Raw genomic sequence first — 20,058 nt, 5'->3', positions numbered from 1 at the left:
TGCTCGTGGGGCTCGGTCACGGCTGGTCCCGTCGCGCGTCGTCCTCCCGCCGCGCCACGTCGGCGCGGGTCTCGCCCTCGCCGCGGTCGTCGTACGCCGACTCGATGGCGCGGCGTCGCTGCTCGCTGGGGCGTCGCTCCTCGAACCGGTTGTCCTCGCCGCGGCGGCTGCCGAGCACCGAGGCGCCGGCGTCGACCATCGGCTTGAAGTCGAAGACCACACCGCCGTCGAGCGACCCGATGACGACCGCGTCGCCCTCGGCCGCACCGAGCGCCAGCAGCCGGTCCTCGACGCCGAGGCGGTTCAGGCGGTCGGCGAGGAAGCCCACGGCCTCCTCGTTGCTGAAGTCGGTCTGGCGCACCCACCGCTCGGGCTTGTCGCCCTGGACCAGCCAGACGTCGTTCTCCTGGCTGATGGTGAACTCCGCGGCGTCACCGCGGCCGCGCGGGCGCAGCACGATGCGCGGAGCCTCCTCGACCACGTGGGCGGCGCGCTCGGCCGCGACGATCTCGGCCATCGCGAACGACAGCTCCCGCAGACCCTCGCGGCTCGCCGCCGAGACCGGGAAGACCCGTAGGCCGCGGGCGCGGATCTCGTCGATGACGATGTCGGCCATGTCGCGGCCGTCCGGGACGTCGATCTTGTTGAGCGCAACGATGCGCGGACGCCCCTCGAGCCCGCCGTAGCGGCTCAGCTCGTTCTCGATGACGTCGAGGTCGGCGACCGGGTTGCGGTCGGGCTCCATGGTGGCCATGTCCACGACGTGCACGATCGCGGCGCAGCGCTCGACGTGGCGCAGGAATTCGTGCCCGAGGCCCTTGCCCTCGCTGGCGCCCTCGATCAGCCCGGGCACGTCGGCCACGGTGTACGTCGTGTCGCCCGCGGTCACCACGCCGAGGTTCGGCACCAGCGTCGTGAAGGGGTAGTCGGCGATCTTGGGACGCGCGCGGCTCAGGGCCGCGATGAGGCTGGACTTGCCGGCGCTGGGGTAGCCGACGAGGCCGATGTCGGCGACGACCTTCAGCTCCAGGGCGACCGTGAGCTCCTCGCCGGGCTCGCCGAGCAGGGCGAAGCCGGGCGCCTTGCGCTTCGCGCTCGCCAGGGCCGCGTTGCCGAGCCCGCCGCGACCGCCCTGGGCCACGACCACCTCGGTGCCGGCGCCGACGAGGTCGACGATCATCTCGCCGCGCTCGTCGAGCACCAACGTGCCGTCGGGCACGGGCAGGACCAGGTCGTCGCCGTGGCCGCCGTTGCGGTGCCCCCCGGCTCCCTGGCCACCGTGCTCGGCACGGCGTACGGGACTGTGGTGGTAGTCGATCAGCGTGGTGACGTCGGGGTCGACCCGCAGGATCACGCTTCCGCCGGGACCGCCGTTGCCGCCGTCGGGCCCGCCCAGGGGCTTGAACTTCTCCCGGTGGACGCTGGCGACACCGTTGCCGCCGCGCCCGGCGTGCACGTGCAGCACGACCCGGTCCACGAACGTGGGGACCGCCATGGTTGCTCCTCAGCTGACGTGCACGAAAAAGGGCAGACGCCCTGCCTGATCAGCAGGGCGTCTGGAAGAACCGGGGTGGTGACGAGGTCACTGACCCGCGACGATGTTGACGACCCGGCGACCGCGCTTGGTGCCGAACTCGACGCTGCCCGGGACGAGCGCGAAGAGGGTGTCGTCACCGCCACGACCGACGCCGGCGCCGGGGTGGAAGTGGGTGCCGCGCTGGCGGACGATGATCTCGCCCGCGCTGACGACCTGGCCGCCGAAGCGCTTGACGCCCAGACGCTTGGAGTTGGAGTCGCGGCCGTTCTTGGTGGACGCCGCGCCCTTCTTGTGTGCCATCGATTCAGTCCTTTACGCCGTGGTGGAGGGTGGCCGTCAGCTGGCCGAGATGTCGGTGACCTTGACCTGGGTGTACTTCTGACGGTGCCCCTGGCGCTTGCGGTAACCGGTCTTGTTCTTGTACTTCAGGATGGTGATCTTCGGGCCCTTGGTGGCGCCGAGCACCTCGGCGGTCACCGACGCCTTCGCCAGCGTCCCGGGGTCGGTCGTGACCGACTCACCGTCGACGATCATCAGGACGGGAAGAGTCACCGACTCGCCGACGCCCTGGCCGACCTTGTCGATCTCGACGACATCGCCGACGGCGACCTTCTGCTGGGTCCCGCCACCACGCACGATCGCGTACACCGCGACTCACTCTCCTCGTCACTTCATCAGTCTGGACGCCGGGCAGCATGCTTGCGCCCGGTGGATCGATGGGGGCACGCGCTGCACACGACGGTGGGCGCGCTCGGCGCGCCAAAGGTCGAGTTTACGGTTCGACCCGAGCACGGGTCAAAACGCGCACCTCCGGGTGTCACCGCTTGCGCGTGCCCTTCTTCTTCACGGGCACGTGGGCGGTGCTCGACTCCTCGGTCTCGGAGCCCTCCGCGGCCTCCGTCGGCTCACCGGAAGCCGCGCCGTCGGTGGCCGCCACGGTGCTCGCCGCCGGCGGTCCGGCGGCCCGGCGGGCCCCGATCCGTCGGGTCGAGGTCACGATGCGGGGAGCCGCCGGCGGGGCCGGCGGAGCCACGGGTGCAACCGGGGCGTCCGGGGTCGCGTCCAGGGCCTCGGGGGCTGTCCCCACGGTCTCGGGCTCCCTGCCGGGTGCCGCCGTCTCCGCCGTGGCCGGTGCCGTCGCCGCGGGCTCGGTGTCCGTGACCGACCCGGGGGTCGACCCCGGTCCCGATCCCGGTGCTGCACCGGTGACGGCCTCGTCGACCGTGCCCTCGACGGCCTCCGGCGTGGCCTCGGCCGCTGCCCCGGCGTCGGCCGGGCTGCTCGTCGGGGTGTCCGCCGGATCAGTCGCGTCGGTCCCGTCGGAGGACGGGTCCTGGGGCTGGCTGACCTGCGGGCTGCTCACCGAGGACGTCTCGCTCGAGGCTTCGCTGGTGGTCCCGGTCGTGGCGTCGGCCGAGGTCGACGGTCCGGTCTGGTCGGCGTCGCGCTCGGCCTTCTCCGCCCGGGCCATCGCCGCGAACTCCGCCGGCGTGGGGCGCCGCGGGGTCTGTGCCGACCCCTCGTCGTCGCGCCCGGAGGAGCCACGCGAGGAGTCGCCGCGCTGGTCGCCACGGCCTCCACCCGACCCGCTGCGGGATCCCGAGGACCCGGACGAGCCGTTGCCCGAGCCGTTGTCGTCGTCGTCGCGCCCGCGACCGCGCGAGCGCCGGCCCTTGCGGGGCTCGTCGTCGGCGGGCTTGCGGCGCGACTCGACCGGCTCCGGGTGGAGCACCAGGCCGCGGCCGCTGCAGTGCTCGCAGTTCTCGCTGAACGCCTCCAGCAGCCCGGTCCCGATCCGCTTGCGCGTCATCTGGACCAGTCCGAGGGAGGTCACCTCGGCCACCTGGTGGCGGGTGCGGTCGCGTCCCAGGCACTCGATGAGGCGGCGCAGCACCAGGTCGCGGTTGCTCTCGAGCACCATGTCGATGAAGTCGACGACGATGATGCCGCCGATGTCCCGCAGGCGGAGCTGCCGCACGATCTCCTCGGCCGCCTCGAGGTTGTTCTTGGTGACCGTCTCCTCGAGGTTGCCGCCCGAGCCGGTGAACTTGCCCGTGTTGACGTCGACGACAGTCATCGCCTCGGTGCGGTCGATCACCAGGGAGCCGCCGGAGGGCAGCCAGACCTTGCGCTCGAGGGCCTTGGCGATCTGCTCATCGATGCGGTGGTCGCTGAACGCGTCGCCGGCGCTGTCGTCGTGTCGCTCCAGCCGGTCGGCGAGGTCGGGGGCGACCTGGTCGACGTAGCTCTGGACCATCTCCCAGGCCTGGTCGCCGGAGATGACGAGCTTGCCGAAGTCCTCGGTGAACAGGTCACGGACGACCTTGAGGGTCAGGTCGGGCTCGCCGTACAGCAGCTCGGGCGACTTGCCCGACTTGCTGGTCTCGACCTTCTTCTCGATGTCCTCCCAGCGCGCCTTGAGGCGGGCGACGTCGTGGGTCAGCTCGTCCTCGCTGGCCCCCTCTGCGGCCGTGCGCACGATGACGCCGGCGGTGTCCGGGACGATCTCCTTGAGCAGCGTCTTGAGGCGGTTGCGCTCGCCCTCGGGGAGCTTGCGCGAGATGCCGGAGGTGCTGCCGGCGGGCACGTAGACCAGGAACCGGCCGGGCAGGCTGATCTGGCTGGTGAGGCGGGCGCCCTTGTGCCCGATCGGGTCCTTGGTGACCTGCACCAGCACCGCCTGCCCCGGCTTGAGGACCTGCTCGATCTTGCGCTGGTTGCCGTCCTTGGCGCCGAGGGCCTCCCAGTTGACCTCGCCGGCGTAGAGCACGGCGTTGCGGCCCTTGCCGATGTCGACGAAGGCAGCCTCCATGCTCGGCAGCACGTTCTGGACGCGACCGAGGTAGACGTTGCCGATCAGCGACGTCTGCGACTCGCGGGCCACGTAGTGCTCGACGAGCACCTTGTCCTCGAGCACCGCGATCTGGGTCAGGTCGTCGCGCTGGCGGATGACCATGGTGCGGTCGACCGCCTCGCGGCGGGCCAGGAACTCGGCCTCGCTGATGATGGGGGCCCGACGCCGGCCGGCCTCGCGGCCCTCGCGCCGGCGCTGCTTCTTGGCCTCGAGCCGGGTCGACCCGGAGAAGCTGGTGATCTCGTCCTCGGCGCTGCGGGCCTTGCGGACACGCGTGACGGTGTTCTCGGGGTCGTCCCCGCCGTCGTCGCCGCCCTCGCCGGAGCGACGTCGCCGACGCCGACGCCGGCTGCTGTTGCTGTCGCCGTCCCCGCCGGAGCGGTCCTCGCCGTCGGACGGCCCGGTCGAGCTGTCCTGGTCGTCGGACCCGGAGTCGGAGTCGTCGCGGTTCTTGCCCTGGTTGGACTGGTTGCCCTGGTTGCCGCGACCACCCTTGCCGCCGCGGCCGCCCTGCCCGCCCTGCCCGCCCTGCTGACGTCCTTCGCCCTGCTGGTCGTCCTGGTCGCCGTCGTTCGACGCGCGGTCGTCACGGTCACCGTCGGCGTCGCCGCCGTTCGAGCCACCGCCGCCGGAGCCCTTGCGCCGACGGCGTCCGCCGCGGCGTCGGCGACGCCGCGGTGAGCCCTCGCGGTTCTCGTCGGAGTCGCCGTCGCCGTCGTCGTCGGAGTCGGTGTCGTCGGTGTCGTCGGTGTCGTCGGTGTCGTCGGAGTCGGCGTCGTCGGAGTCGTCGGAGTCGTCCGACGCGTCGGCGTCGTCCGAGGCCGCGCTCTCGTCCGCGACGCCCTCGGCGTCAGCGGTGCCGACGGCCTCGAGGTCGCCGTCGACCTCGGCATCGACCTCCAGCGCCTCCGGAGCGGACTCGGCGGCCGCGACGCTGTCGGCGTCCTGCGCAGCCGCGTCGCTCCCGGAGCCGTCGGCCGCCGTGGGGGCGGCTGCGGTCTTCTTGGTCGCGCGCGGGGAGCGCTTGGCCGTCTTCTTGGCCGTGGCCTTCTTGGCCGGGGCGGCGTCGGCCGACTCCCCCGCCTGTCCCTCGGTGCGGCCGGCCTCACCCGACGCGTCGGTCGCGGTGGTCTCAGCAGCCTCCGCGGCCGGGGCGGCCTTCTTCGTCGTACGGCGGCTGGCGCGCTTGGCCGGGGCGGCGGGCGCCTCCGGGGCCTGGAACAGCGGGACGGGCGCCCCTGCCGGCTCCGGGGCGGCCGGGTCGACGACCGGGCCGTCGCCAGCCGGGCCGGACGCGGCGTCGGCGGGAGCCGCGGCGGCCTTGTTCGTGGTGCGGCTGGTGGTCTTCTTCGCGGTCCGCTTCGCTGCGGTCTTCTTGGCCGGGGCGGCCGGGTCGGGCACAGGTGCCTGGTCGGCGTCGACCGGGCTGTCGGCGGGCGCCTCGACGGCCCCGTCCGGCGTGTCGGAGGCGGCCTTCTTGGTCGTGCGGGTGCGCGGGGTGCTCTTGCGCGCCCGCGCGGCCTTCTTGGCCGGTGCCGGCGCATCGGAGGTGTCACCCGCAGCGGTGTCGCTGCCGGACGTGTCGCTGCCGGCGGTGTCGCTGGCGGCGGCCGGAGCGCCGGGGTCCGGCGGTGCCGAGGTCCCGGAGGACTCGTCGGCGGGGTTGGTCTGGTCGGTGTGCTCCTCGAGCATCGTTCTCCTCGTCGCGATGCCGCTTCACGCGGCTCACGAGCGTGTCGGTCGCCGTCCCGGCCTCGACCGGTCCAGCGCAAGTCTTCGGTGGTGCGCCACGGGCAGTGGAGCAGCGGCGACGCCCACCGGCGTTGCGTCAGAGGAGACCTGTCGAGCCTGACCGCGGTCAACGGCGTCAGCGGGCCGGAGCTGTCACCATCCGACTCACACCGCGTCGCGGTCGAGCACCAACGGGTCGCCCACTGTGCCGGCCTGAGCGTCCCAAGTCCCCTGGGCCACCCGCTCGAACGTGGCAGCGGCTCCGGCCTGGAGTCCCGAGACCTCGCGCAGACCGGCGAGGACGTCGTCGGGTCTGACGGACGGCACGCCGTGCCGCAAGACCACCTGGAGTATCGCACACTCCCCCTCCGAGGACCCCGACTCCACGACGGCCAGCGCGGCGACCGCACCGCGGGCGTCGAAGGTACGCAGCCCGCGCTTCGTCATCCGCTCGACCGAGATCTCCGGAGCCGCGAGGAAGGCCTCGGCGGCCCGGCTCGCCTCGTCCTCGGCGACGCCGGGGAGGCTCAGCCGCCAGATGCTGGCCTGGAGCAGGTCGGCGAGCGAGCCTCCGGCGGACGGTCGCACCTCCAGCACGTCGAGGCCCGGGGGCAGGGCGGCGTCGAGGGCCTGGCGCATCTCCTCGGGGTCCACCACCTGGGCGAGCCCGATCTCGAGGTACTCCGCCTCGCTGGCGGACCCCGTCGGCGCTGCCCCGGCGTACGAGATCCGGGGGTGGGGGTTGAAGCCGGAGGAGTAGGCCATCGGCACCCGGGCGCGCACCAGCGCGCGCTCGAAGGCGCGCGAGAAGTCGCGGTGGCTGGTGAAGCGCAACCGGCCGCGCTTGGCGTAGCGCACACGGAGGCGCTGGACGGGGGGTGGCTGCTGCTGGGGCTGGTCACGCACGATCGACCAGCCTACCGGCGGTTGGTCCGCGGTCCCGCGGGAGAGGATGGTCCGGTGACCTCGACCGCGACCCGCCCGACCCAGAGAACGGGGGGCGGTCTCCTCGTCCTCGCCGCGATCGTGATGGTCTCGTTCAACCTGCGCCCGGCCGCGGTGAGCGTCGGGCCGGTCCTCGACGAGGTGTCGACCGCCCTCGGCCTGGGGGGCGCCGGGGCCGGACTGCTGACCACGCTCCCCGTGCTGGCCTTCTCCACCGTGGGGGCGCTGTCCCCCGCGCTGGCCGCCCGGTTCGGACCCCACCGGGTGACCCTGGTGGCGCTCGTGGTGCTGGTGCTCGGGCTGTCGGGGCGAGCGCTGACCGACTCCGCCGCGGTCTTCCTCGCGCTGTCGTTCCTGAGCCTGTCCGCGATGGCGACCACCAACGTGCTGATGCCGTCACTGGTCAAGCGCCACTTCCCCGACCGCATCGGCGTGATGACGGCCGTCTACACGACGGCACTGGCCATCGGGCTGACGGCTGGATTCACCCTGACCGTGCCGTTCACGCACCTGCTGGCCGACTCGTCCTGGCGTGTCGGCCTCGGCGCGTGGGCGGTGCTGGCGGCCGTGGCCGCGCTGCCGTGGTTCCTGCTCTGGCGCCTCGACCGCACCGCCACCCTGGCGCGCCACGGCGAGGGCAACGTCGGCTGGAGCGACGTCGCCCGCACCCGGCTCGGCTGGACCATGGCGGCGTTCTTCGGGCTGCAGTCGGTGCAGGCGTACGCGACGTTCGGCTGGTTCGCCCAGCTCTTCCGCGACAGCGGCTACAGCGCCGCCACCGCCGGGCTGCTCGTCGGCGTGCTGGCCGGGGCGAGCATCCCGACCTCGCTGCTCGTGCCGTGGCTGGCCGGACGACGGCCCGACCAGCGCGCGATCGTGGTGGTCCTGGTGAGCACCTACGGGCTCGGCTACCTCGGCCTGTTCGTCTTCCGGGCCGACCTGGCGTGGTTCTGGGCGCTGCTGATCGGGGTCGGGGGCGCCTGCTTCCCGCTGGCGCTGACCATGATCGGGCTGCGCTCCCGGACGCCGCAGGGCACGGCTGCGCTGTCCGGGTTCACCCAGTCGGTGGGCTACCTGTTCTCGGCGATCGGCCCGTTCGGCATCGGCATCATCTACGCGGCCACCGGCGGCTGGGACGTCCCGATCGTCTTCCTCGCCGCGCTGCTGGTGCCCCAGATGGTGCTCGGGCTGATGGCCGCCCGTCCCCGCTACCTCGAGGACGAGCTGGCTCGTCGTACCTGACCCTGCCTGCGTCGGAGCCGGGCGGCCCGTCAGGCCCCCGTCAGCGCAGCGGCGTGACGGTCGCCTCGTAGGTGAGCAGCTCGGTGTCGTTGCCCTCGCCGAAGTCGTCGGGAGCGGCGTACATCGTGAGCCTGCTGCCGGCGGCGTCGATGTCCGTGGGGTTGCGGGTCACCACGTGGCCGGCGGTCGACCACAGCTGGGTCGGCACCTCGTGCAGGATCGTGCGGCTGCGGAGGTCGAGGAGCGCGAACCCACCCAGCTCGTACGGCGTACCGGCGCCGGGCTGGGCGGGCAGGCCCGCGACCCCGGAGCAGAGAGCCTTGCGGGAAGCGACGTACTCGCAGTCCTGGTAGTCCACGACGTGGCTGTCGTTCAGCCAGCGCGCCTTCTGCCGGCCGTCGGGGGTCCACTCGTAGAAGCGCCGCGAGCCCCACGACTGCCCGACGACGCGACCGGTGACCTGGTCGCGGACGACCCCACCGACGTGGTCGTCGACGGTGAACATCTCGGTCGCCTCGAAGGTGCGCGGGTCGACCTTGTAGACGATCGCCCGGCTGTCGGGGCGGTACTCCGCCACGGGCAGCCAGATGCCCCCGTCGCGGTCCACGTCCAGGCCACCGGGGTGGTACATGTCGCCCTCACCGAGGACCACGTCCTCGAGGAGGTTGCCCTCGCGGTCGAGCACGAACAGGTGCCCGACGCCCTTGCCCGGGGTGCGGTCGTAGCCGCCGACCGGCTCGGGGTACTTCTCCGGCGCCTCGGTGATCTCGACCGAGGACAGGTAGGTCCGGTCGCCCACGACCTCCATCGCCTGCGGGTGGTGGGTGTTGAAGTCGAGGCGCAGCGAGCCTGTCTTCGTCCAGGTCGTGCTGCGCGAGACGTTCTCGAACGCCCGGGCGAGGGTGTCGTCCTTCGGCGCAGGCGGCCGGGCGACGGCGGAGGCGGTCAGGCCGGAGACCAGGACGGTGGTGCAGCCGATGGCGGCGAGGCGACGGATCTGTGCGGTCACGGTGGCTCCTCGGGTCGGGTTCCCCGGCACCGTAGGCACCCGGCCGCACGTCGGCGCAACCCCTCGGTGAACGCCGGGCGAACGGTCACGCCGACGGGCCCGCGGCCGGCTGGCGGGTCAGACGACGCTGAGGGGCAGCAGCTTCTGGCCGGTGGGGCCGATCTGGATCTCGGTGCTCATCTCGGGACAGACCCCGCAGTCGTAGCAGGGGGTCCAGCGGCAGTCGTCGATCTCGGCGCTGTCGGGGTCGAGGGCGTCCTGCCAGTCCTCCCACAGCCAGTCGCGGTCGAGCCCGGCGTCGAGGTGGTCCCAGGGCAGCACCTCGTCGTAGGAACGCTCTCGCGTGGTGAACCACGCGAGGTCGACGCCGGTGCCGTCGAGCGCGTCCACGCACGCGTCAGCCCAGCGGTCGAAGCTGAAGTGCTCGCTCCAGCCGTCGAAGCGGCCGCCGTCGCGCCAGACCTTCTCGATGACGGCGCCCACCCGGCGGTCGCCGCGCGAGAGCAGGCCCTCGATGATGCCGGGGCGGCCGTCGTGGTAGCGGAAGCCGATGGCCCGGGCGAACTTCTTGTCGTCGCGGACACTGTCGCGCAGCTTCTTGAGCCGCTCGTCGGTCGTCTCCCAGTCGAGCTGCGCCGCCCACTGGAACGGCGTGTGCGGCTTGGGCACGAACCCGCCGATCGACACGGTGCAGCGGATGTCGTTGCGCCCGGAGACCTGGCGGCCCTCGGCGATGACCTTCTTCGCGAGGTCGCCGATGCCGAGGACGTCCTCGTCCTCCTCGGTCGGCAGCCCGCACATGAAGTAGAGCTTCACCTGCCGCCAGCCGTTGGCGTACGCCGTGGAGACGGTACGGATCAGGTCCTCCTCGGTCACCGCCTTGTTGATGACCTTGCGCATCCGCTCCGAGCCGCCCTCGGGGGCGAAGGTCAGCCCGGACCGACGGCCGTTGCGGGAGAACTCGTTGGCGAGGGTGATGTTGAAGGCGTCCACGCGCGTCGACGGCAGCGAGAGCGAGACGTTGCTGCCCTCGTAGCGGTCGGCCAACCCGGTGGCGATCTCGCCGATCTCGGTGTGGTCGGCGCTGGAGAGCGACAGCAGGCCGACCTCCTCGAAGCCGGACTTGCGGATGCCGTTCTCGACCATGTCGCCGACCGTCTCGATCGAGCGCTCCCGGACGGGACGGGTGATCATGCCGGCCTGGCAGAAGCGGCAGCCGCGCGTGCAGCCGCGGAAGATCTCGACCGAGAAGCGCTCGTGGACGGTCTCGGCCAGCGGCACCAGCGGGTTGCGCGGGTAGGGCCAGGAGTCGAGGTCCATCAGCGTGTGCTTGCGGATCCGCCACGGCACACCGGCCAGCGAGGGCTCGCGACGCGGCGTGACGGCCGCGATCCGACCGTCGGGCAGGTAGGTCACGTCGTAGAACTTCGGCACGTAGACGCCGCCGGAGGCAGCGAGGCGGAAGAGCAGCTCGTCGCGGGGGGTCCGTCCGTCCAGGCCGGGGCAGCCCTCGGCCTTCCACTCCCGGATCACCTCGGAGATCGCCAGGACGACCTCCTCGCCGTCGCCGAGCACGGCAGCGTCGATGAAGTCCGCCATCGGCTCGGGGTTGAACGCCGAGTGGCCGCCGGCCAGCACGATCGGGTCCTCGTCGGTGCGGTCCACCGCGTGCAGCGGGATCCCGGCCAGGTCGAGGGCGGTCAGCAGGTTGGTGTAGCCCAGCTCGGTGGCGAAGGAGACGCCGAGGACGTCGAAGGCGCGCACCGGGCGGTGCTGGTCGACGGTGAACTGCGGGATGCCGTGCTCGCGCATCTTCGCCTCGAGGTCCTGCCACACCGCGTAGGTGCGCTCGGCGAGGATCCAGTCCCGCTCGTTGAGCACTTCGTAGAGGATCTGGATGCCCTGGTTGGGCAGGCCGACCTCGTAGGCGTCGGGGTACATCAGCGCCCACCGGACCTCGCTGCTCCCCCACTCCTTCGGCGTCGCGTTCAGCTCGCCGCCGACGTACTGGATCGGCTTCTGCACCGTGGGCAGCACCGGCTCCAGCAGGGGGAAGACGGACGCGGGAGCCGTCGCGTGGGCGGCGGTCGCAGTCATGGCGGGGAACCTCGCGGTCGGGGGCGGTGGACCGGCCCAGGGTACGCCGCCGAGCGCACCGGACCCCAACCCGCGAGCCGGACCGGCCACCCGCGGCCGGGGGTCGGTCAGGAGCGGGAGCGGTTGACCCCGGTGCGCGACATGCCGAGGCCCATCGCGCGCTGGGTGCGCAGGTGGATGTTGAGCAGCAGGCCGACGGCCATCAGGGTGGCGAACATCGACGTGCCGCCGTAGGACACCAGCGGCAGGGGTACGCCGGTGACCGGCATGATCCCCAGGCACATCCCGATGTTCTGGAAGGACTGGAAGGCGAACCAGCACGCCACCCCGGCCGCTGCCAGACGACCGAAGAGGTCCTGGGCCTGCGCGGCGATCACGAAGGCCCGCCACAGCAGCAGCGCGAGCAGGCCGATGATCACGGCGGCGCCGACGAGGCCGAGCTCCTCCCCCGCGACCGTGAAGATGAAGTCCGTCTGCTGCTCGGGCACGAAGCCCGAGCGGGTCTGCGAGCCGTTGAACAGGCCCTGGCCGAAGACGCCGCCGTTGCCGATCGCGATGCGCGCCTGCTCGGTGTTGTAGCCCGCACCCTGCGGGTCGAGGGCCGGGTTCGTGAAGGCCATGAACCGGTCGATCTGGTAGGCCTTCAGCAGTCCGAAGCGGACGGCCGCGGCGCTGACGAGCACCCCGCCGCCCAGCAGCATCCACAGCCAGCGGCGCGGGGCGCCGGAGACCGCGATGACCCCGAAGACGGTGGCCAGCAGCACCAGCACGGTGCCGAGGTCGGGCTGGAGCAGGATCAGCACGGCGGGCACGGACGCCACCGCCAGCATGCCGAGGACGTCGAGGTGGCGGACCTCGCGCTGGCGCCACGACCCCTCGGTGCGCTCGGCGACGACGAGGGCCATGCCGATGACGACCGAGAGCTTGGCGAACTCGGCCGGCTGGATGGACATGCCGGCGATCACGATCCACGACCGGGAGCCGTTGATGGTCGAGCCCATGACGAGCACGAGCAGCAGCCCGACGAGGGAGGCGACGTACACCGGCGGGGCGAGGATGCGCACCCAGCGGTGCTCGGTGGCGGCGACCAGCACGGCCAGCACCACGCCGATGGCGATGTTGACCAGGTGGCGCCGCAGGAAGGCCGTCGAGTCGCCGCCGGTGAGCACGTCACGCTCGGCGGTCGCCGACCAGACCAGCATCGTGCCCAGCGCCAGCAGGGCCGCGGTCGCCACGAGCAGGAGCCAGTCCAGGCGCGGGACGCGGGCCAGGCTCGACTCGGTGCGGATGGTGCGCGGGCGCGCCAGCGGGGTGCGGTTGCGGGAGCCGGAGGAAGGACGACCGGGGGCGAGGAGGGCCATCACGAACCGCCCTTCGCCACGGCGTCGGTCGAGGGCGGCAGGATCGAGCCGTCCTCGGCGAACACCGGCAGCCTCGCCGGCGGGGTCACGCCCGGGATGGCGGCCTCGGCGGGCTTCACGGACATGCCCTTGACGCCGTACAGGGTCTCGTAGATCTTGCGGATCGCCGGACCCGAGGTGCCCGAGCCGGTGCCGCCCTGGGACACCATCATCACCACGACGTAGTCCTTCGTGTACGACGCAACCCACGACGTCGACTGCTTGCCGTAGACCTCCGCCGAGCCGGTCTTGGCGCGGATCGGCACCTGCCCGAGCGGGAACTCCAGCAGCCGCCAGTTCATGGTGCCGGTGCTCGAGGCGGCGACGTTGCGCAGGCCGGCGTCGATGAAGTCGAGGTCGCTCTGCGGCACGTCGACCTTCGCCTGCACCTTCGGCTCGATCTGCTTGACGACCTCGCCGGCCGGGTCGACGATCGCCTTGCCGACGCTGGGCTCGTAGAGCGTGCCGCCGTTCGACAGGGCGCCGTACGCACGCGCGAGCTGCAGCGGCGTCACCACGGTGTCGCCCTGGCCGATGGCGAAGTTGACCGCGTCGCCGGCCCGGTAGGCGAAGCCCTCGACGCAGAACTCGCGCGCGAAGCGGTGCAGGAAGTCGTAGCCCGGCTCCTTGCCCACCTTGCAGTAGTAGTCCTTCATCGTCTTGTAGTACTCGAGCTTCCACTTCCGGTCGGCGATGCGACCGCTCGCCTCACCGGGGATGTCGATCCCCGTGGTCGAGCCGAAGCCGAACTCCTTGGCCTCCTCGACCAGCGGGTCCTTGGCGTCGACGTCGGCGACGTCGGAGCCGTACTTCTGCCAGAAGTTCAGCCCGATCCGGTAGAAGAAGGTGTTGCACGAGACTTCGAGCGCCTTCTGGAAGCCGATGTAGCCGTAGGCCCCGGACTCGTAGTTCTTGAAGGGGCGATTGCCCACCTGCAGCGACGAGGAGCAGTTGAGCGAGGTGCTCTGGGTGTAGCCGTCGCCCAGGGCGCCGGCGGTCATGAACGGCTTCCAGGTGGAGCCGGGCGCGAACTGGCCCTGGGTGGCGCGCGACAGCAGCGGGGTGCCGGAGGCTTGTGAGTAGAGGCGCTGCAGCTCGGACTCGCGGATGCCGCCCACCCACAGCTTCGGGTCGTACGTCGGCTGGCTGGCCATCGCGACGATGCGACCGGTGTCCGCCTCCATCACGACGGCGGCGCCGGAGTCGGCGACGTAGGGCCGGCCCGTGACCTCGTCGACGGTGGCGCGGGCGGTCTTGATGGTCTGCGCGAGCTGCTGCTCGACGACGGCCTGGACCCGGGAGTCGATCGAGGTGACCAGGGTGTCCCCGACCCTGCCCTGGACCTCGCCGGAGTCGCCCAGGACGCGACCGACCGAGTCCACCGCGACCTGCTTGTAGCCGGGGTAGCCGCGCAGGTAGCGGTCGTAGGCCTTCTCGAGGCCGGCGCGACCGACCACGGAGGCACCGTGGACCGAGGCGTCCTCGGACTTCTCGGCCCGGTCCAGCTCGCCCTCGGTGATGGGGCTGAGGTAGCCCAGCAGGTGGGCGGCGTTGATGCCGTAGGGCGCCGGGTAGGAGCGCACCGTCTGGTTCTCGACCAGGACGGCAGGGAAGTCCTCGTTCTGCTCCATGATCGAGATCGCGGTCTGCTGCTCGATGTCCTTGGCGACCGGGACCGGCTGGTAGGGCGAGCCGTTCCAGCAGGTGCCGGCCATGGAGCCGGGCTCCCCGCACAGCAGCGTGCGCTCGCGGATCGCGGCGTAGGGCCGGTCGACGGCGCCGGCGATGCGGCGCAGCAGCCGCTTCTGCACCGGCTCGTCGAGCTTGCCGAGCAGCGTGCGGTCGATGGTGACGACCCAGGAGGTGCGGTTGGCGACCAGCGGTCGGCCCATGTCGTCGACGATGAGGCCGCGCGCGGGCTGCACCACGATCTCGCGGACCGACTGGTCGGCGGCCTTGGCCTGGTAGGCCTCGCCGTCGAGGACCTGGAGGTACCACAGCCGGCCGAAGAGGGTGAGGAACAGCGCCAGGACGAGCGCCATGATCACGCGGATGCGCAGCTGCCCCTTCACGGCGGCCCGCAGGCCCGAGGTGGGCCGGGCTGCGCGCGAGGGGTCGGCGCGAAGTGCGGTGAGCCCGCTCATGATGGCCATGTCAGCGCGTGTCCGCTCGAGTCGTCGACCGGGTCATGCGCGCCGCTCGTAGGCGACCTGCCGTGGCTGGACCCGGCGGAAGATCCGCAGGGCCGGCGGCAGCACGAACGGCGCGAGCAGGAGGTCGAGGAGCAGGGCGATCGGAATGACGCGCAGCGCCTCCCCGGCGGTGACCGACGGCTCGATCATGAGCAGCCCGGACAGCGCGAAGATCGAGGTGCCGACGAAGGACGCCGCCCCCACCGTCGCCAGCGCCGCCAGCGCGGAGCGCCCGGCCTCGGGGCGCACCTTGCCGGCGAGGTAGCCGACCACCATGAGCGCCAGCGCCCACCGGCCGGCGACGTGCTCGGCCGGCGGTGCGAGGTCGATGAGCAGGCCCCCGAAGAAGCCGAGGACCGCGGCGAACTCCGGCCCGCGGGTGAGGCCGGCGGCCACCACGACGATGAGCACCACGTCGGGCGTGACGCCGTCGAGGGCGAAGTACGGGAAGAACGCGGTCTGCAGCACCACGGCCGCGAGCAGCAGCACGGTGAACAGGGCGGCGCGGACGACAGGCATCAGCGGTCCTCCTCCGGGACCTCGCCGGCGCGGATCACCGGACGGTCCCCCTGGGTGTCACCGTCGACGACCACCCCGACGAGGTCGAGGGAGGAGAAGTCGACGAACGGCGTGATGACGGCGTGCTTGGACTGCTCGCGCGGGCTGGAGTAGACCGAGCCGACGGACCCGATCGGGATGCCGGCGACGTACGGTCCGCCGCTGCGGCTGCCCCACGTGACGACGACGTCGTCCTCGCCCGGCGTCTCGGAGTTGTCGACGAGGTCGAGGTCGAGGCGGGTGTCGCCGTCGATCTCGCCGCGGCCGCGCAGGAAGCCCACCTCGGCGTTGGAGCCCAGCCGGGCCCCGACCACGGAGGCCTCGTCCACCACCAGCAGGATCGTCGCCGTGCTGCGGCTGGCGTGGAGCACGCGCCCGACCAGCCCGGCGTTGTTGATGACGGTCATGTCGGCGTGGACGCCGGAGCTGGTGCCGGCGTCGATGGTGACGGTGTGGGAGAAGGCCTGGGCCGGTCCCATCGCGACCACCCGGGCCGGGACCAGGGCGAGGTCGGCCGTGCGGGAGGCGGCCAGCAGCCCGTCGAGCTCGGCGGCGCGGTAGCGCACCTCGGAGGTCGTGGCGACCTGGCCGCGGAGGTTGGCGTTCTCGGCCTCGAGACGCGCGACGTCGGCGCGGAGGTCCTTGCTGGACTCGAAGAAGCCGGGGATGTCGTGCAGCGGGCGCGCCACCACGGCGGTGCCCTCCTGCGCCGGGGCGAGGAGGTCGCCGATGCCGCGCCGCACCGGCTGGAACGGCGAGTCGTCCTGGCCCTGATAGTCGACGACCATCGTGGTGACGCAGGCCAGCGCCAGCACGGCCACCACCGACCGTCCGGCACCCGAGCGGGAGTCCTTGAGGGCCACGACTACCGCCGCGGCTCGGAGACGAGGACCTGCTGGAGCGCTTCGAACTCCTCGACGCACTTGCCGGCGCCCAGGGCGACCGAGTGCAGCGGCTCCTCGGCCACGTGGACGGGCATGCCGGTCTCGTGGCGCAGCCGCTCGTCGAGCCCGCGGAGCAGCGCCCCTCCACCGGTCAGGACCACGCCGCGGTCCATGATGTCGCCGGCGAGCTCGGGCGGGGTCTGGTCGAGGGTGGCGCGCACCGCGTCGACGATGTCGTGCAGCGGCTCCTCGATGGCGTGGCGCACCTCGACGCTGGAGACCACGATCGTCTTGGGCAGCCCGGTGACCATGTCGCGACCGCGGATCTCGGCCTCGGGCTCCTTGGTGAGCGGGAAGGCCGTGCCGAGGGTCATCTTGATCTCCTCGGCGGTGCGCTCCCCCAGCATCAGGGAGTGCTCCTTCTTCATCCACGCGATGATCGCCTGGTCGATGTCGTCGCCGGCGGTGCGGACGCTGAGGCTGGTGACGATGCCGCCCAGCGAGATCACCGCGACCTCGGTGGTGCCGCCGCCGACGTCGACGACCATGTTGCCGGTGGCCTCGTGGACGGGGAGCCCGGCGCCGATGGCGGCGGCCATGGGCTCCTCGATGATGTAGACCCGGCGGGCACCGGCCTGGTAGCCGGCCTCCTTCACTGCGCGCTGCTCGACCGCGGTGATGGCGCTCGGCACGCAGATCACCAGGCGGGGCTTGGCGAAGTAGCGGCGGCGGTGCACCTGCTGGATGAAGAACCGGAGCATCTGCTCGGTGGAGTCGAAGTCGGCGATCACGCCGTCCTGGAGCGGGCGCAGCGCGGTGATGTTGTCGGGCGTGCGCCCGAGCATCCGCTTCGCCTCGTGGCCGACGGCGAGGATCTCGCCCGTGCTCGAGTTGAGCGCGACCACGCTCGGCTCGTCGAGCAGCACGCCCTTGCCCCGCACGTAGACCAGGGTGTTCGCCGTCCCCAGGTCAACGGCCATGTCCCGTCCGATGAAGCTGTTCGCCATCGTTGCGTCCGCCACTTTCGTCACACCAGTGTCTTGAGCAGCGTAGGCATCGCGACGCCTCCCGCCCGGGAGGACACGCGGCGCGAGCGGCTCGGCCCGCTGCCGGTTTCCCACGGTATGCAGCCGAACTGGCACTCCCCACGGTGCCGACGCCATGGGGAGTGCCAGTTTCCCGACATCCCGTGGGAAACCGACGCAACCACAAAGAAGTGTTTGCAAAGACTCCTTTGCGGTTCTATCCTCGAGGCATGGAGCTCACCTCGATCACTCCCGGGCCGGAGGCGCTGCGCGCGCTCTCCCACCCGGTGCGCCTACGCATGCTCGGGCTGCTGCGGATGGACGGGCCGTCGACCGCCAGCGCGCTCGCCACCCGGCTGGGCCTGAACTCGGGCGCGACGAGCTACCACCTGCGCCAGCTGGCCCAGCACGGCTTCGTGGTCGACGCCGAGGAGCGCGGCAACGGCCGCGACCGGTGGTGGCGCGCGGCGCACCAGTCGACCCGCGTCCCCACCGACGACGCGGCTCCGGACGCCGTCACCGACCGCGACACCAACGACGCGTTCCTCCAGGCGGTCGCGATCGTGCGGACCGAGCAGCTCCAGCAGGCCGTCGAGGAGCGCCCCCTGCTGCCTGCGGAGTGGCGCGCCGCCTCCACGTTCAGCGACTGGGGCCTCGTGCTCACCCCGTCGCGGGCGCGCGAGCTGATGCAGGCGATGTCGGCGGTCGTCGCGGGGTGGGAGGAGGACGACGAGGACGCCGAGGGCGCCGCCCCGTTCGTCGTCGCGCTCACCACCCACCCGCGCCCCGGCGCCGTGTCCGCTCCCCCGTCCGATCTCCCGTCCGGTCTCTCCTCTGGGTCGGAGGCCGACCGAGGAGCCGACGGTGACTGAGTCCGTGGCCGCGGACCGCCGTCCGTCGCACCGGGCGCTGCGCGGCTGGCTGACCGCCGAGGCCGTGTCGCTGACGGGCACGCGCGTCTCGATGGTCGCGATCCCCTGGCTGGTGCTCACCACGTCGGGCAGCGCCACCTGGACCGGTGTCGTGGCGTTCGCCGAGATGCTCCCCTACGTCGTGGCCAAGGCCGCCTCCGGACCGCTGATCGACCGGCTCGGGCCACGCCGGGTCTCGGTGGTGACGGACCTGCTCAGCGTGCTCGTCGTCGGCGCCGTTCCCCTGCTGCACGCCCTCGACCTGCTGACGATGCCGGTCGTCACGGTCGTGGTGGCGCTCGCGGGGACGCTGCGCGGGCCCAGCGACGGCGCCAAGCACGCCCTCGTGCCCGCGGTGGTGGCCAGCTCCGGGGTGTCGCTGGAGCGGGCGACCGGGCTCAGCGGCGCCGTCGAGCGTCTGGCCTCGACCCTGGGCGCGGCGTTCGCCGGGCTGCTGGTGGCCGCGGTCGGTCCGGCCGAGGCGCTGGTCATCGACGCGGTCAGCTTCGGGGTCGCGGCCGCGCTGCTCGCGGCCTTCGTGCCGGCCCCCTCCCCCGACACCGGTTCGGAGCCGGTCGGCGGCACGACCGGCTACCTCGCCCAGCTCCGCGAGGGCGGAGGCTTCCTGCGCCGCGAGCCCGTGCTGCTGGCGATCACGCTCATGGTCGCCTTCACCAACCTGCTCGACGTCGCCTACGCCTCGGTGCTCGTGCCGGTGTGGGCCGAGCAGACCGGCGGCGGCGCCCGCGCGATCGGCCTGCTCTTCGGCTTCTTCAGCGGCGCCGCCGTGCTCGGCAGCCTCATCGCCTCGCGGCTCGGCGAGCGTCTGCCGCGCTTCACGATCTACGTCGTGGCCTTCACCCTGTGCGGGCTCCCCCGCTTCGCGGTGATGGCGTACGACGTCGCCGCCGACACCCCGCTGTGGTGGGTCCTGGTCGTCGCCGTGGTCGGTGGCTTCGGAGCGGGCTTCATCAACCCGATCCTGGGCGCCGTCATCTTCGAGCGGATCCCGCCGCACCTGGTCGGTCGCGTGGTCACCCTGACCTCGGCGCTGTCGTGGGCCGGCATGCCCTTCGGCGGGCTGCTGGCCGGCCTGGCCGTGTCGGGGTACGGCGAGGTGGCCACCCTGCTGGGAGCCGGCACGGCGTACCTCGTCGCCACCATGGCCCCGCTGCTGGTGCCGAGCTTCCGCGGACTGGACCGACGCCCGGACACCGGCGCCGGACCGACCACCGACGGGGAGGGCTCAGGCCAGTCCGGGGAACCAGAGCGCGATCTCGCGCGCGGCTGACTCCTCCGAGTCGGACCCGTGGACGAGGTTCTCGCGGTTCGACAGCGAGTAGTCGCCGCGGATGGTGCCGGGGGCGGCCTTGCGACCGTCCGTGGCGCCGTTGATGCCGCGCACCACCTCGATGGCCTCGTCGCCCTCGAGGACCAGCGCCACGAGCGGGCCGGAGGTGACGAAGGCGCGCAGCGGCGGGTAGAAGTCCCGCTCCACGTGCTCGGCGTAGTGCTGGTCGGCGAGGTCGCCGTCGATGGTGCGGTGCTCCATCGCCACGATCCGCAGGCCCCGGTCCTCGAAGCGGCGGACGACGGCGCCGACGAGACCGCGCTTGACGGTGTCGGGCTTGAGCAGGACGAAGGTGCGCTGTGACATGGGCGCCATGCTCGCA

16 protein-coding genes are annotated in these 20,058 nt (G+C 72.4%); 3 read left to right on the top strand and 13 right to left on the bottom strand.

The window, feature by feature from the left end; translation table 11 throughout:
- Window positions 1-16: 16 nt before the first annotated feature.
- The 5 genes from obgE to G7072_RS05020 all read right to left on the bottom strand — a co-directional run bounded on the left by obgE (window position 17) and on the right by G7072_RS05020 (window position 7,028).
- Window positions 17-1,495: a GTPase ObgE gene (obgE, locus tag G7072_RS05040; RefSeq protein WP_166084534.1), complete on the bottom strand. Its 1,479-nt coding sequence runs from the start codon at window positions 1,493-1,495 to the stop codon at window positions 17-19.
- Window positions 1,496-1,582: 87 nt separating this feature from the next.
- On the bottom strand, window positions 1,583-1,837 hold the full coding sequence (gene rpmA / locus G7072_RS05035; RefSeq protein WP_166084533.1) for a 50S ribosomal protein L27: 255 nt from the start codon (window positions 1,835-1,837) through the stop codon (window positions 1,583-1,585).
- Between the two features lie 36 nt (window positions 1,838-1,873).
- Window positions 1,874-2,185: a 50S ribosomal protein L21 gene (gene rplU, locus G7072_RS05030; protein ID WP_166084532.1), complete on the bottom strand. Its 312-nt coding sequence runs from the start codon at window positions 2,183-2,185 to the stop codon at window positions 1,874-1,876.
- 169 nt (window positions 2,186-2,354) lie between these two features.
- Window positions 2,355-6,083: an Rne/Rng family ribonuclease gene (locus tag G7072_RS05025; RefSeq protein WP_166084531.1), complete on the bottom strand. Its 3,729-nt coding sequence runs from the start codon at window positions 6,081-6,083 to the stop codon at window positions 2,355-2,357.
- A 204-nt stretch (window positions 6,084-6,287) separates the two neighbouring features.
- Complete coding sequence (locus G7072_RS05020; RefSeq protein WP_166084530.1) at window positions 6,288-7,028, bottom strand: TIGR03936 family radical SAM-associated protein; 741 nt, start codon at window positions 7,026-7,028, stop codon at window positions 6,288-6,290.
- 54 nt (window positions 7,029-7,082) lie between these two features.
- Here G7072_RS05020 and G7072_RS05015 point away from each other — a divergent pair, with 54 nt between their 5' ends.
- The gene (locus G7072_RS05015; RefSeq protein ID WP_240917154.1) at window positions 7,083-8,309 is read left to right on the top strand and encodes an MFS transporter; all 1,227 of its coding nucleotides are present in this window, start codon (window positions 7,083-7,085) and stop codon (window positions 8,307-8,309) included.
- Between the two features lie 40 nt (window positions 8,310-8,349).
- On the opposite strand, the gene G7072_RS05010 is transcribed toward G7072_RS05015, so the two are convergent.
- The 7 genes from G7072_RS05010 to G7072_RS04980 form a co-directional block, all read right to left on the bottom strand.
- On the bottom strand, window positions 8,350-9,318 hold the full coding sequence (locus tag G7072_RS05010; RefSeq protein ID WP_240917153.1) for a DUF6454 family protein: 969 nt from the start codon (window positions 9,316-9,318) through the stop codon (window positions 8,350-8,352).
- A 117-nt stretch (window positions 9,319-9,435) separates the two neighbouring features.
- Window positions 9,436-11,415 (bottom strand): TIGR03960 family B12-binding radical SAM protein, encoded by a 1,980-nt coding sequence (locus tag G7072_RS05005; RefSeq protein WP_166084529.1) that lies wholly within the window; start codon window positions 11,413-11,415, stop codon window positions 9,436-9,438.
- A 107-nt stretch (window positions 11,416-11,522) separates the two neighbouring features.
- A complete protein-coding gene (gene rodA, locus G7072_RS05000; protein WP_166089696.1) occupies window positions 11,523-12,776 on the bottom strand; it encodes a rod shape-determining protein RodA in 1,254 nt (417 codons plus the stop codon).
- Entirely contained in the window at window positions 12,776-14,959 is a 2,184-nt protein-coding gene (gene mrdA / locus G7072_RS04995) for a penicillin-binding protein 2 (RefSeq protein ID WP_166084528.1), read from the bottom strand. Before mrdA ends, rodA begins: the two co-directional genes overlap by 1 nt.
- A 42-nt stretch (window positions 14,960-15,001) precedes the next feature.
- Entirely contained in the window at window positions 15,002-15,526 is a 525-nt protein-coding gene (mreD, locus tag G7072_RS04990; RefSeq protein ID WP_166084527.1) for a rod shape-determining protein MreD, read from the bottom strand.
- Window positions 15,526-16,428 carry a rod shape-determining protein MreC gene (gene mreC / locus G7072_RS04985; protein ID WP_240917152.1) on the bottom strand — a complete coding sequence of 301 codons (903 nt, stop codon included), beginning with the start codon at window positions 16,426-16,428 and terminating at the stop codon, window positions 15,526-15,528. Before mreC ends, mreD begins: the two co-directional genes overlap by 1 nt.
- A 2-nt stretch (window positions 16,429-16,430) precedes the next feature.
- Window positions 16,431-17,456, bottom strand: a complete 1,026-nt coding sequence (locus tag G7072_RS04980) for a rod shape-determining protein (RefSeq protein ID WP_206063287.1) — start codon at window positions 17,454-17,456, stop codon at window positions 16,431-16,433.
- 248 nt (window positions 17,457-17,704) lie between these two features.
- On the opposite strand from G7072_RS04980, the gene G7072_RS04975 reads away from it, so the two are divergent.
- Complete coding sequence (locus tag G7072_RS04975; RefSeq protein WP_166084526.1) at window positions 17,705-18,346, top strand: helix-turn-helix domain-containing protein; 642 nt, start codon at window positions 17,705-17,707, stop codon at window positions 18,344-18,346.
- Window positions 18,339-19,676 carry an MFS transporter gene (locus G7072_RS04970; RefSeq protein WP_206063286.1) on the top strand — a complete coding sequence of 446 codons (1,338 nt, stop codon included), beginning with the start codon at window positions 18,339-18,341 and terminating at the stop codon, window positions 19,674-19,676. Before G7072_RS04975 ends, G7072_RS04970 begins: the two co-directional genes overlap by 8 nt.
- Here the strand turns inward: G7072_RS04970 and ndk are convergent.
- Window positions 19,632-20,042, bottom strand: a complete 411-nt coding sequence (gene ndk / locus G7072_RS04965; RefSeq protein WP_166084525.1) for a nucleoside-diphosphate kinase — start codon at window positions 20,040-20,042, stop codon at window positions 19,632-19,634. The two genes, G7072_RS04970 and ndk, sit on opposite strands and share 45 nt — an antisense overlap.
- Window positions 20,043-20,058 lie beyond the last annotated feature (16 nt).

Source organism: Nocardioides sp. HDW12B (assembly GCF_011299595.1).
Classification (GTDB): Bacteria; Actinomycetota; Actinomycetes; order Propionibacteriales; family Nocardioidaceae; genus Marmoricola_A.
Note: the sequence above shows the minus strand (reverse complement) of the source record. Positions and strands in the feature narration are given on the sequence as shown.